The organism is Massilia sp. 01N417, from assembly GCF_056399645.1.
In genome coordinates, this window is the sequence record NZ_JBFTRS010000011.1 from 57,213 (window position 1) to 70,042 (window position 12,830).

14 protein-coding genes are annotated in these 12,830 nt (G+C 59.8%); 10 read left to right on the forward strand and 4 right to left on the reverse strand.

Annotation, left to right across the window (positions count from 1 at the left end; all coding sequences use genetic code 11):
• Positions 1–233 precede the first annotated feature (233 nt).
• Positions 234–833 (reverse strand): helix-turn-helix domain-containing protein, encoded by a 600-nt coding sequence (locus AC1DOQ_RS13560; protein WP_477364678.1) that lies wholly within the window; start codon positions 831–833, stop codon positions 234–236.
• On the reverse strand, positions 830–2,116 hold the full coding sequence (locus tag AC1DOQ_RS13565) for a type II toxin-antitoxin system HipA family toxin (RefSeq protein ID WP_477364681.1): 1,287 nt from the start codon (positions 2,114–2,116) through the stop codon (positions 830–832). The genes AC1DOQ_RS13560 and AC1DOQ_RS13565 overlap by 4 nt, the downstream gene beginning before the upstream one ends.
• 112 nt (positions 2,117–2,228) lie before the next feature.
• Between AC1DOQ_RS13565 and AC1DOQ_RS13570 the strand changes: the two genes are divergently transcribed.
• The 4 genes from AC1DOQ_RS13570 (at position 2,229) to AC1DOQ_RS13585 (ending at position 5,101) form a co-directional block, all read left to right on the forward strand.
• A complete protein-coding gene (locus AC1DOQ_RS13570; RefSeq protein ID WP_477364684.1) occupies positions 2,229–2,450 on the forward strand; it encodes a hypothetical protein in 222 nt (73 codons plus the stop codon).
• 60 nt (positions 2,451–2,510) lie between these two features.
• On the forward strand, positions 2,511–2,999 hold the full coding sequence (locus AC1DOQ_RS13575) for a surface-adhesin E family protein (RefSeq protein ID WP_477364687.1): 489 nt from the start codon (positions 2,511–2,513) through the stop codon (positions 2,997–2,999).
• A gap of 683 nt (positions 3,000–3,682) precedes the next feature.
• On the forward strand, positions 3,683–4,300 hold the full coding sequence (locus AC1DOQ_RS13580) for a PEP-CTERM sorting domain-containing protein (RefSeq protein ID WP_477364690.1): 618 nt from the start codon (positions 3,683–3,685) through the stop codon (positions 4,298–4,300).
• A 69-nt stretch (positions 4,301–4,369) separates the two neighbouring features.
• Positions 4,370–5,101: a PEP-CTERM sorting domain-containing protein gene (locus AC1DOQ_RS13585; protein WP_477364692.1), complete on the forward strand. Its 732-nt coding sequence runs from the start codon at positions 4,370–4,372 to the stop codon at positions 5,099–5,101.
• 29 nt (positions 5,102–5,130) lie between these two features.
• Here AC1DOQ_RS13585 and AC1DOQ_RS13590 read toward each other — a convergent pair whose 3' ends face one another.
• Positions 5,131–5,667, reverse strand: a complete 537-nt coding sequence (locus tag AC1DOQ_RS13590; RefSeq protein ID WP_477364695.1) for a hypothetical protein — start codon at positions 5,665–5,667, stop codon at positions 5,131–5,133.
• Between the two features lie 427 nt (positions 5,668–6,094).
• Here AC1DOQ_RS13590 and AC1DOQ_RS13595 point away from each other — a divergent pair, with 427 nt between their 5' ends.
• A complete protein-coding gene (locus AC1DOQ_RS13595) occupies positions 6,095–6,676 on the forward strand; it encodes a hypothetical protein (RefSeq protein ID WP_477364698.1) in 582 nt (193 codons plus the stop codon).
• Positions 6,677–6,740: 64 nt separating this feature from the next.
• The gene (locus AC1DOQ_RS13600) at positions 6,741–7,331 is read left to right on the forward strand and encodes a hypothetical protein (RefSeq protein ID WP_477364701.1); all 591 of its coding nucleotides are present in this window, start codon (positions 6,741–6,743) and stop codon (positions 7,329–7,331) included.
• Between the two features lie 121 nt (positions 7,332–7,452).
• Here the strand turns inward: AC1DOQ_RS13600 and AC1DOQ_RS13605 are convergent, their stop codons facing one another.
• A complete protein-coding gene (locus AC1DOQ_RS13605; protein WP_477364704.1) occupies positions 7,453–8,496 on the reverse strand; it encodes a M29 family metallopeptidase in 1,044 nt (347 codons plus the stop codon).
• A 135-nt stretch (positions 8,497–8,631) separates the two neighbouring features.
• Here AC1DOQ_RS13605 and AC1DOQ_RS13610 point away from each other — a divergent pair, with 135 nt between their 5' ends.
• From AC1DOQ_RS13610 to AC1DOQ_RS13625, 4 genes are all read left to right on the forward strand, one after another.
• Complete coding sequence (locus AC1DOQ_RS13610) at positions 8,632–9,156, forward strand: DUF3828 domain-containing protein (protein ID WP_477364707.1); 525 nt, start codon at positions 8,632–8,634, stop codon at positions 9,154–9,156.
• 148 nt (positions 9,157–9,304) lie between these two features.
• Positions 9,305–10,798: a hypothetical protein gene (locus AC1DOQ_RS13615; protein ID WP_477364710.1), complete on the forward strand. Its 1,494-nt coding sequence runs from the start codon at positions 9,305–9,307 to the stop codon at positions 10,796–10,798.
• 35 nt (positions 10,799–10,833) lie between these two features.
• Complete coding sequence (locus AC1DOQ_RS13620) at positions 10,834–12,321, forward strand: hypothetical protein (protein ID WP_477364713.1); 1,488 nt, start codon at positions 10,834–10,836, stop codon at positions 12,319–12,321.
• A gap of 26 nt (positions 12,322–12,347) precedes the next feature.
• Positions 12,348–12,821, forward strand: a complete 474-nt coding sequence (locus tag AC1DOQ_RS13625; RefSeq protein ID WP_477364716.1) for a hypothetical protein — start codon at positions 12,348–12,350, stop codon at positions 12,819–12,821.
• The last annotated feature ends 9 nt before the right edge of the window (positions 12,822–12,830 follow it).

A 12,830-nucleotide genomic window follows, 5' to 3' on the forward strand; every position in this document is an offset into this window, starting at 1 on the left:
CCTTGTATATCACAGCCTTGCTGGGCTCCGTTTTCGCTTGGATCACGGGCGGCATCCGAACCTGTTGCAAACATTTCCACATAGTTCGTAGATCACGCCAGGCGCAATGGCCGCGACCGCGTCAGTGTGCATAGGGTGGGTGTGGGATGAGCGAGCGGCTTGCTGGCGGCGGCCGGCCGGTGCTTGAGACGTTTGAAGGATTCGGACAACCGACAGCCCGTCGGGCAAAGAGTTTAGCTTGGCGGCGACCTTTTCTTTCTTGGCGCGCGTATGCCCGCGGGGGAAATCGCTGATGTCTTGTCTGGCGCTGGCTCGTGCGGAGAAGGAAGATACACCTCTTGCAGTGCTTCGATTGCTGTGGATATGCGGCGCCAGATATCTTCCCGAGCTTCCTCGATATTCCGAATAATTTCAGTAGGGCTCTTCAGCTGGACTTCTTTGAGCATCACGGCGTGCGCCACATCCTCATGTTTGAGGACGAGGTCAGGATTGAAAGGCAGCGCCTGCAGCTCGGTCAACGCCGTTGCTAGCTCGGGCTGCTGCTTAGCATTCGGCTTTCGTTGAATTGGCACGAACGCCACCTCCAAACCAAAGAACTCCCCGATCCGGTTCAGCGTCGCCACGGTCGGATTCCCCTGGCCCAGTTCGAGCGCCTTGATGACCCGCGCGCTAACCCCACGGTGAGCCGCGAACTCGTCCTGCGTCATGCCGGCAATCGCACGCATCTCACGCACGCCTTCTGTCAGCGACAGTTCGGCCGCGGCAGCGCTTTCCAGCAGCCGGTTACGCCGCTCCCGTGCCTGGGTCTTGTCCATCGGTTTTCGTTTGCTCATGATGACCTCAATGCCAGAAGTTGGGTGCGCTGCTTCTCGATGCTGGGTCCAACGAATTCGACGATGTCCTCGTCGACGCCGGTCTCACGCATGCAGTCTCGCAGTCCTGCCAGTTGCTCGCCGAACCGCACCAGCGCCTCGACCAGTTGCTGGTGTTCGGACGAGGGCAGGGCCAGGTGCGGCAAGACCTCCTCCCAGCTACGCAGCTCCTTGCCCGTCTCGGGGTGATACCAGCGCGACGCACGGGTAATGCCCTCAGGGTCCAGATACATCGGCGCGAAGTCGAACAGCGGCGTGATGCGGGTGACGCCGTCGACGGTCTGCACGGCCGTGTTGCGGGCGTGGTTGTCGGTATTACGCATCGCCAGGTTGAGCACGTCGCGTTGGATGAATTCGATGGTTTCGTCGATCGGCACGTCGACCACACGGCGAATCGCCGCGAGCAGCTGGAACTGGTTGGCCTGGATGCCGAAGCCACCGAGATTGGCGATGGAAGCCGCGCTCTCTTGATGAAAGCGCAGCACATGTCCGTCCTGGGCACGGCGATCGAAGCGCGGAATGAACAGCATATCGGCATGCAGGGAAGGGAGGTCGAAGCAGCGGATGCCGAAGCGCTGTGCAACTTCCATGTAGCGGACTTCGTTGCGCAGTACCTTGCGGTCGGCTTCGGATGGACCGCGCGGGCGCTTGACGATGTAGTGGCGCCGCGCCTGATCATCCGGAAGTGCCGCGTCCGGATACCATTTTCCATCGTGGGCTTCGGTCAGCAAGTACTTGGGAGCGACGCCCTGGATGCCTGTGCCGCCGGCTGCCAGCATGCCATGGACCATCATCGCTTCATGAAAGTCGGGCGCGCGCCCCAGCAACTCTGCGAACTCGAAACCGTCTGCGGTCGGGCCATGGCGCTCGACATGCTGTTCGAAATACTGCACTGCCTCCCGGATGCGAAGCCGTCCGATGGGGTTGAAAGCGCCTGCGCGCAGCAACGGCAGATCGGACGACTGGGCATCGGGAAGTTGAAGACGGTCGAGAAGGAAGCGGCGCCCGTTACCTTGCGGAACTAGGTCATACAGAAAGGCGGGCCAAGCTTGCAGGACATGCCGGGCCGCATCTACCGGGAGCGCAAGCGACACCGGCAGCGTCGCTTCGCCGAACGCATAATCCAGCTCGTATTCGAACACGCAGTCGCTTGCGCGGAAGCCGTTGCGCACCACATCGGACAAGCTGGCCCGCGCGGCTTCCAGCCACTGGCCTTCGTGAAAAATCTCGATGTGGCAGTCCATGGTTAAAACACCGAAAGTGCATTAAAAGATACTGAATGAGTATATCAGTCCAATCTGTCCATGGGGATGTTTTGGCGGCACAGTACTACTTTTATTGCAAGAAAAACGGGCAATGTCTGTTTGGCAAGCCGTAAAAATAAATGTTCGATTACTGCTAAAGCGTCATTTATTCCAGCATGGCGAGCGCGTTGCCTGCATCTTCGGCGAGATCATGCGCGCTACCGAGGATCAGTCGGCGGGCATCGTCGAGATCAACGACGCGATCGGCCAGATGGATTCGGTGACCCAGCAGAATGCCGCACGGGTGGAGCAGGCAGATACAATCGTGGCTTGATTTGTTGTAAATAGGAAAGTTGTCGTGCTAGCATGATGCTTTCGCCAAACAGGAAAGCGTATGCGCACGAAAATAGCCACTTTTGTTATCGGATCGATGCTTGCGTGCAGCGCACATGCTGCAAGCTGGTACGTTTTTCACTCCGTTGGTGGAGATAGAGCGGTTTACTTCTTCGACATGGACACGGTTGTAAAGCGATCAGGTGGCGCAATCATTTGGATCAAATCGGTAAATTCGGAAGCCACGCCGGACAAGGACGGAAGTTACGCCACTGCCATGAAGTACAACATCGACTGTAATAAGCAAACATTGCAGCCGCTAACTATGGTCACCTACGATAAGAATCAGCTCTTGATGCAAACAATAACTTCACCGGGAAAGCCGTCCGAGCCTATTCCGGGTAGTATTGGCGAAGCCCTATTCAAAAGTGTTTGCTCTAAAAACTTCCCAAGCAAGCAATCAGAGGATTATTCGGCTGTAGCAAATAATGATATCTACACTCTGACGCGAGCGTATTTTTTGAACCGAAACGATCCAGCGCCGAAATAACAAAGGCATTTCTCTGCCCGACCAACCGATCAATGGGAGGCCGGGTTATGCCCTGTCTATCGCCCTGTCCCACTCTGCCACGCTCTGCCCCGGCTTCGCCTGATGGCTGGCGCTGTAGCCTGTGAACTGGAATACGTTGTCCAGATCATCGGTAACCTGATATGGCGTCTTACGAATTCCCCCATCCAGTAGATGCCACCGATGGCATGCGCGCTCAACCAATAGCAGATCGCATTTCCTTTTAAGGAAAACGCCGGTTTTAATAGGCTGAACTACAAGGGTCATCAGCTTCGACTGACCCACCTGAGCGTCCGGATGCTCCGTTCAAGTTAGCTTCTCTATGCATAGACGTTGCTAATGCCTTGAGGCGTGAGCAACACAATGCAAACTCGACAATAATTGTTGCAAAAATTACCTCTTTGTGGGACTATTGCCATCGTCCAATACGGCAACCGTTCATCTCAGATGATCACGCAACTTGAAACCGTTCTGTTGGCACTTCTGCTCGAATTTACATGCTTTGGCGACCGCCACTAACCGGTGCGCACGTTTAAAAACCTCGCACATCTGCAATACTAAGAAGCTAATGGCTCTGCGTTGACTCGCCCTTTACAGCTACGAGAACCAGACTATCCACAATGTTACGCAAGCAATCAACTAGTCCTGTCGGAGCAGAAGATCTTATGAACATCACTAAATTCCTTAGCGCTTTGCTCGCATTTATTACAATCACTTCCGTTACACAGGCTAACGCCACTCCTACTCTTTTTGTGAACGTACATGGTCTGCTCGTCGGCGCTAAAAATGTCGATGTAGCAGGGACATTGTACGATGTTACATTTGCCGATGGTTCATGCAATTCGGTTTTCAAAAATTGCTCGGCCTCCGCTTTTGCTTTCAATACGTTCGCAGCTGCCCAGGCAGCGATACCAGCGCTGCTTGATCAAGTATTCGTCGATGGTAAAGCAGGAATGTTCGATACTCAACCATATAAAATTCGGGGATGCACGGCAATTGACGAATGCTGGGTTTTCATTCCTTATATGAGTGACACTGAATATGTTTATGGTGCTGCCGCTATCAATAGCTCATTTAGTAACGATACTGCGCTTCCGTATCACGGAGTGGGAGGATTCTCGGCACTTCGTGATTGGAATATGGTATCGGAGCTTAATGTCACATACGCGATTTTTACTCTTGCGCCAAATGGAATTATAGACGTTCCCGAGCCGAGTTCATTTGGCTTGATGAGTATCGCTCTAGCTGCATTGGCCTTTGTAGGGCGACGGAAGAAGTCATAGAAGTCACTCTGAACTCAGCGCCGATTAACTGGACATTTATTTTCTATTATTGTATCTTTGGAGACTTACATGCGTCGTATTTTCTCAATTGGAGCTGGTCTTATACTGGCTCTCTGCACTCAGGTAGCAATTGCTGGTCCAGTTCTCGTTATTGAAGCGACTGGGAACTATTGGAATACTATGGGTGGTGGCTACCATCCTACGCCTGATTGGATAAGCCCAGAAGAATATGCCAAAGGAAAATTCAAACACTCAATAATGTTTGAACTTGACTCATGCGATGTTTCCTATGTCGGCGGCATGAGCGGGAGTTGCGGCCGCGTGCGTGAAATAATAAAAATGCAAGCTTTTGGCTTCGACTTTGACTCGCAATGGCAGTACATCCCCTACTACGATGGTTATGTGGGTTATTACGGCTCTACTGGTTTTAGCATTTCCAAAACTGGAGTTAATGCGTACACGCACGGCAAGTATGTTGATGAGCCAATTCCACCTAATTTTCAGGCTCCCGGCCTTTGGGGCGTTTATTTTGACGGAGTGATAGACGGAAGGTGGAACTTGCAATTTGATCAAGCATCTGAAATCTTCGGCAAAACGATTCAAGTGGATCAAGATGGCTCAGGTGGCTACACACCAAACGCTAGTCTTGATGTCGACCATTGGGAACCGTATGAAGGTGGCTTCATTTTCGAAAGCAGTTTTGAATATGCGAAGGTCTATGTCATTCCAGAACCAAGCTCGCTAGCCCTGATGGGGCTGGCTATGGCAGGGCTGGCATTTGCTCGTCGTCGCAAAGCATAAACCCACGCGTTATTCCTCACGCCGCTCACTCAATGTGAGCGGCACACCATCTTGTCGTAATCCTCTACGCTCATAACCGGCTTTGGTGGGTGACTGTCGGCGTAGCCGTAGAAGCTGAATTCGTGCTCCAGCTCCCATGCGACCTGTCCCGGCGTCTTACGAATTCCCCGATCCAATAGATACCGGCGTACCTGTTCGGTGTCCATATCGGTATCCACGCACCTCTCGTAGAGAGAGGCCAGGTATCGTTGAGCTGGCGTCATTTCTCTCCTTTCGTAATACGGGCTAGCTCGGCTAGCACTGTGGCGCTCATCGTCTGTGCTGGCTTTGCTTTCGTCTCTGGCTTCCTCGTTACCGTGGGCTGTGGGTCCGCCATCCACCATTCCCGCTGCATTGCTGGTGCCTTCTGGGTCGGCTGTGAAGCCGAATGAGTGAATACGACGAGTTAGCCCGTGGCGCTCTGCCAGCTTGTGTAGGTACGCTCCATCGTTCACATCCAGCAGCTTGAACGGTGTCTTCTTGCTCGTTTCAATGACGATGAAACAGTGAGCATGTAGCCCTTTCATTTTGTCGTTTTCGTAAGCACCAAAGTACTCTAGACGGCAGCGTGACTTGATGCGACGAATCAGGCTTTTAATCGTGGCCTGATAGACGGGGATGGACTGGGAGCCAGTGAATACGAAATGGTAGAGAACTGGCTGCGCTGTTCCTGATTGAGCTTGAACATGGAAATCGTTCCGCGGTGATCGAGAAGGAGAGTTTATGCGAAGCGGAGCGATTCGCCTACCGTCGGCCGTTCAGCGGCATGCGGAGAGACCCCGCCGCGTTGGAGCGGATTCATTACGGCGCTTACGCGCGCCATCGTTATATTTTGTGAGTTTTTATAAGGAAATATATAGGGGAAATTCTCCTGTCTTTTTTCGTGAAATTCTCGTGTTGAGGATTTGACGGTGCGTTATTTTTTCGTTAAATTTAATCGCACCTGGGAGCGATATGATGAAGCATTGCAAATTGACCCTTATTCTTGTCTTTCTTCAGATATTCATTGCTGGAGAAAATTGGGCGGCCAATTGGCAAGGGAATGATATTGCCGGTAAAAATACGCAGAATGCCGCTCAGATTGTCGAAAAGGCATACGCGTATGTAAAGCATCCTGATTTGCTGACGATGGGGCGTGTCAAACACGACTTTCCAGGGAAATATAAACCTTCGGGTTGTGAAGAACGTTTCAAGTTCTGTTCGTACGTGAATGAGGATGACGCCGAACCAGCCCGCTTATCGAGTTTTGAAGTCGAATACCGTCCGCTGTCGACGCCGGCTGGCGGCATCCTGACGCTGACCCTGCCTGGGTCCGGGGACTGCTACCGTTTGTCCGATCTTGATGTTCTGTTTGGAACGCCCGGACGCCGGCCGGAAATGCCTGTCGGTGACATGTTTTTCGGCCCGGAAGAACCCGAAACAGTGCTTCTTCAATATAAGAAAATAAACCGCCAGTATCCGGAGCTTTCCGCTGCCGCATTCGTTCGTAAACAATGTGTTGTAACCCTTAATCTTGATCTCAGGGTAAAGCCATAATCTTGGAAGAGAAGGCAATGGCAACGTCGACCAGTCTGGAGTGGTCCAATATGGCGTCATTTATGTGGGTACCAAGGCTGTCGACGCACTTGCGCAAACCGCAGGCATTACTCCCGTTCAAGCGGCGCAAGCGATCGCAATACACGAGCTGGGGCATGCCTATTACCAGCAGCGCGCCTACATGACAGCGCCGGGCGATGGCGCATCAATCGATGCGAAAGCGGAATGGTGCATGCAGCGGGAAGGGATGGCGTCGTTTTATGCGTTCAAAGTGGCTCAGGAGTCCGGTACGCATTTCGTCGCGGGCACGACGGCTTTGCCGAATCTTTATGACTCGATGCTGCAAGCCTTGAACGGTATCGATCCGCGATCGTCAATGTATGAAATAGCGGGTATCGCCGCAGCGACGCAAAAATTCAGGGAAGATCCGAAATACGTCGCTTTCTGCAAAAACCCGAGTAACTGGAACGCTCCGGCCTATGTCACGGGCGATTCCGGATCGGATGGCGGGGATGGACTGGAGGTGGGAGCGGCGCCGGAGGCTTTGGTTACGTCCCCGAACCCGGAGGCTATTGGCAGATTCCAGAAAACAGCAGTAACAGTGTCGCCTTGCCTGGTGATGCCGAACTCGAGCATCTCTTCGCGGCCAATATGATGCCTTTGCATACAGAAACCAGTTCGACGACCCATGAAGAGGTTTCTGCCGGAAGGGACATCGCAACGATCATCGGGACGCACGAAGCACCAACCATGCTTCATGGCCTTTGAGCCATGCGCTAGACGACCCAGCCCCCGTCGGCATACACCCGTTCATCGTCCAGGTACACCGCATCGGTCACCACGAACACATCGATGTGGTAGCGCGCATCCTTGCGCTTGAATCCCGGCTTGGCGTACACGCCGTGCTTGGCGCCCAGCGACAGATGGATGCCGCACATGCGCTCGTAGGTGCCGATGTCGTCGACCCGGCGCTCGCGCGAGAAGGCGCGGTTCATGCCGAAGCCGAGTTCGCGCACCCAGACCTCGCCTTCGTCGCGGCGGATGATGTCCAGCACCTGCTGGAACTCGGGCGTGACGTTCTCCGCAGCGACCACGCGGCCGCGCTCGATCACCAGCGTGACCGGGGCATCCGGCCGGTTCACCAGATAGCTCGTATCGCCGAACACGTGGACCTGGGCGCGGCCGTTGACGGCTTCGAGGTCGCGCGCTTCGGTGAATACTTCGCCGATCGGGAACTGGCCGCCGACGTTGTTCATCGCGCCGTAGTCGCCGACGTTCAGCTTGGCCGATTCGAACGGCGAATCGAATACCAGTACGGCGTCGCCGCCATGGACTTCGGCGCGCGAGGCGCTATCGATGCGGCGCTTGAGCGCGTGGCCGACACCGCGGAAGTAGCGGGGATCGTAGGCGAGAGACTCGATGTAGTGCTCGCCCTGCGCACCCGGCATGCGCGACAGGTGCACATGCTCGATCACCTTCAGTCCCAGCTTGAACAGCTCCACGCGCAAACGGAAGCCGTCGAGGCGGAAGTTGGTCGACTGCACCAGTACCACCAGGTCGCCCGGCGCATAGGTCTTGAAGGCCGCGAGTACCGTGTCCGGCGTGACGGCGTCGAAGTCGATGAAGTCGGCCTCGGGCAGGTTGCGGCGGTAAGCCTCCATCAGGGCGCGCGACAGGCCGGTCCGGCGGTCGAACACGACCAGCGCGCGCTTGCCCGGCCCGTGTTCGAGCGCGATCGCGAGCACGTCGCGCAGATGCGCGGTGGCGGCGTCGATGGCGGAAGCGGGCAGGTCGGGATTCGGGAGCTCGATGGCGTTCATGGCGTCGGGACGATGGGAGGCAACCCGTCATTATAGCCTTGCCCCGGCCGCCGGGATGCGGGCGGCAGTGCTTGCGGCAGCTCACGGACACGAGGCCGGCTTTGCTGCACAGTTTGCCTGTCAGGGAGTCTTATCATGTTGATTATAAAAGGAAAATTTCCTATCTTTAATTTAACTGCGCTGCTGCTGGCGCTGCTGCTGGCCGCGGGCTCGCCTGCGCAAGCGGCCGAAGCCAGGGCGGGCACGGTCGCGCCGGACGTGGTGGCGGCCGAGTTCTACGGCTGGTACCTCGAGGCCCTGAGCGCCGACCAGGATCCGCTCAGCGACCGCTACGACACCTTCACCCGCTACGTGACCAAGGAGCTGGCGGCGAAGCTGGTCGAAAGGCTGCAGGGCGGCCGGTTGCCGCAGCGCGATTACTTCACCCAGTCCGCCGGCTACCGCCCGGCCTGGCAGCGCAGCGTGCATGCGGCCACCATGCGTCGGCGCGCCGGCGCCGCGGATGTCGTCGTCACCCTCGGCGGCGGGGAAAACGGCGAGGACGACGGCCCGCGCCAGGTGCTGGCCCTGGCGATGGTGCTGGAGAATGGCAGCTGGAAGATCCGCCAGGTCGTGTCCGTCGATGCGTCCAGAAGTTCCGCTGAACAGCCCGTCATTTGATCCCTGAAGCGCTGCCCCGCGCTCCTTTCGTGAACGGGGCGCCATGCCCCCCATGCTGGCGCTATGATTCCAAAAGCACAACGGCCCCGGGAATGGAGCGGGCCGTGGCGTTTTTGACGACCGACAGCGGGGGACAATGGCAAACCCAGTGGCATACCGATGGGAAACTCCGGCCAGTGTCTGGCTGGAAAACGAGAACGGGCAGTTCGAACTGGCCGCCAGCGAAGGCCTGGGCCGGATCGACTGGAGCACCCATGCGCGCGGACGCGTGGCCGATTTCGCGCACCTGCTCGGCGCCTCTCTTCCTTCCTGCGATGGCGAGAGCTGCGAGCACTCGCCCATCTATCCGGAAGGCTTCTCCTTCTGTCCCGAATGCGGCCGCCCCCTGGAGCGCCTGGCCGGACGCCAGCAGCGCCGCCCCGACTGGTATGGCCCGCATGCCGACCAGCTGCTGCCGCGCCATGTGCCGCACGGCCTGCCCGTCACCTCGCTGCCGCTCGGCGACAGCCTCGAGGAGCGCCCGGCCGCGCCCCACATCGGCCGCTTCGATACCTCGATGCCGCCGCCGCCGAACGCCCAGTGCGTGTTCATCGCCGCCGGCTACGGTTTTCCGGAACAGCGCCTGCTGGCCCTGGCCCCGGGGCGCGGCGTGCTGCAGTACTGGGATCCGCTGGGCGCCCTGTGGCATGTGCTGGTGCCGGAAGAGGGCACGGCCGACCTGCGCTTCGGCGCGTCCGAGTATGGCTGGCTGCCGGCGCTGGAGCCGCGCCGCGGCGAAGTCGGCCTGGTGCCGACTGCCCAGGGGCTCTACCGCCTGTGGATCAACCCGATCAACGAAACCTACCGCCTCGAACCGGTGCTGGGCGCGCCGCTCGTCGCCGCGCCGGGTTCCCTGCGGCGCCAGCTCGCCTGCCTGGTGCGCGGGAATGCCGGCGTGCTGGTGCTGGCCTCGCTCGATGCCGACCTCGCGCCCGGCCCGCAGTATGCATGCGGCGCGCTGCCGCTGTCCGGCTGGAGCCGGCCGATCGACTACGACGGCCAGCTGTTCTGGCTGCACGACGAAGGCCAGCTGCTGTGGCGTCCGGGCGAGGCGCCGCGCTTCCTGCCCTGGCCCGACACCTGGTTGCCGCGCCTGCAGTTCGGCGGCCCGACCCTGAGCCGCGACGGCCGCCTGTGGCTGATCGGGCACGACGGCCAGTCCTACTGCTTCCTCGAACTCGGGACGGACAAGCCGCAGCGCGAGCCGATCGACGGCGCCCGCCTGGGCTTTGCCAACCTGCTGTTCCGGCGCGGCCACCCGGTGGTCGACGAACCCTGGTCCGGCGAACACGTCGAAGACCAGAACGAAGACGATTCCCTGGTGCTGCCGCTGCTGCGCAGCTTCAACAACAACCGCAGCCAGCCCAGCGGGCTGGTGCTGCGCTTCCATAAATACACCGGCCGCGCGGAAGACGCGCTGGCCGACCGCGTGATCGCCCGCACCACGGTCGAATGGATAGGCCGGCGCAACGTCATCCTCGACGAGATCGCACGCCTGTCGCGCCCGCTCGAGTGCCTGCCCTTCGTGTACGCCAACCATCTCTGGTTGCACCACCCAGACTGGAACCGGATCCGCGGCTGGAACCTGGAAGAGCCGTCGTGAGGCGCGTGCTCGTCTCACTTGCCACACGGTTGGCGATGCTCACGGCAGGCCTGCTCGGCGCCGCCGCGCCGGCCTTCGGCATCCCACAGGTGGTGCTGGTGCAGAACTCGGGCTGGATGGAGCCCTTCTACAGCGATCCGGCGTCGGCCTTCAAGCCGCTGGTGACGGAACTCGTCGCCAGCGTGGTGCAGCCCGGCGACGCCCTGGTGCTGGCCGCCTTCAACCAGTCGCTGCCGGGCGCGCCCTCGCCGAGAGGGCTGCTGTCCGAGCAGGCCGACCCCAAGACCCTGCATGCCCACGTCCAGGCGGCGCTGGCCGGTTTGCAGACCGCGCGCAAGCCCGGCGCGGGCGCGGGCAAATCGGGTGGCGCGGCGCTGGCCGACACCGACCTCGGCGAAGCCGTCGAGGCGGCCCTGAACCAGGTCCTGGGAGGCAACCCCGGCCTGATCTGGCTGGTGACGAACAACCGCAACAGTCCCAACAACGACCAGGCGACCGCGGCGCGCAACCGCGAGTTCTACGCGCTGATCCACCGCGGCGCCGCGATCGACAAGGCGCTGGCCTTCCCGCTGCGCATGCCGGTCAAGGGCGAGCACTACAGCGCGAACGGCCTGATGGTCTACGTGTTCGCAGCCGGGAAGGAAGGCGTGCAGGCGCTCGACGCCCTGCTGGCATCCGGCCGTGTGCAGCGCGTGATCACCGAACCGCCGGCGCGCCTGAAACCGCTGGACCGCGACACCGTGCGCCTGGTGCCGCGCCGGGTCGAAGGCGCGGCCGGCGTCGCGCTGGCGATGGATGCGGGCGGGCGCCTGCGCGCCGACGTCGAACCGGGCGCCGTGGCGCCGAGCACCCGCATCCAGTGGCAGCTGGAGAACACGATCTATCCCTACACGATCGCCGGCGCCACCATCAGCGCGCGCTCGATGCTGGCCGGCGAGAACCGCCCGATCGAGCTGGAGCGCAGCAGGGTCGACCAGCTGGCGCCCGGCAAGGCCGAGCCGCTGGCATCCAGCATCCAGCTGCCGGTGGCCAGGCTGCCGGGCAAATGGTCGATGGAGGCAATCAGGTCGGCCGGCTCGGCCTATGTGCTGCCGGGACGAATCGAACTGCACCTGGCCGGCCAGAAGCTGGTGCTGTCGCAGGCTTTCCGCGACCGGATGGCGGCGCTGTTCCCCGGCGATCCGCTGCCCGAGATCTTCACGCCACCAGGCGAGATCCAGGCCTCGACCGCCATCTTGCCGCTCGAAGTAAGGGTGCACTACGGCTCGGGGCCGCTGGTGGCGCTGATCGGCGCGGCGCTGGCCCTGCTGGCGGCGGGTCTGGGGGCAGCGTATGCCTATGCCCGTCCGCGTCGCGTGCAGCTGACCGTGGAGGACGAGCTGCGCACCGTGCACACGCGCGCCGGCGCCACCCAACCGATCTACGACAAGGCGGGCAGGGAAGTGGCCCGCCTGAAGACGACGCTGTTCGGCCACCGCTTGACCGACCTGCGCGAAGGCGCCCAGGTCAGGCTGGGGCGATGAAACAAGAACATACCCAAGAGGACCCCATGCAAGACCAGAAGACCGCACCCACATCGACCGATCCCGGCTTCAAGCTGCCGGGCCAGACGACGCCGACCGCGCCGACCACGCCCCAGGAAGGGATGCCGAAGACGGCGCCCGATACCGCCAGCCAGCCGGTCGAGATCGCGCCGGGCGGCGCCACCAACACCAGCGCGGCGCCGCTGCGCGACACCTCGGCGCGCGACCTGGCCATCGGCGGCGCGGTGTTCGTGGTGCTGCTGGTGATTTACTTCTTCGTGCGGAACGCCTACGTGCACCACCTGGTCGTCAGGCGCGTGGCACCGTCCTCGGCCGGCAGCGCGGGCTGGCTGATGTTCGTCGGCCTGGCCTTCCTGTCCTTCGCCGCGGTGCTGGCGATCATCAACGCGGCCAAGTACCTGACCCTGGCGATCACGGGACCATTGGTCGTGATCGGCGTGGTGGCTCTGGTAGCGGCACTGTTCATTGGCCGCCGCTAAGTGTACAAA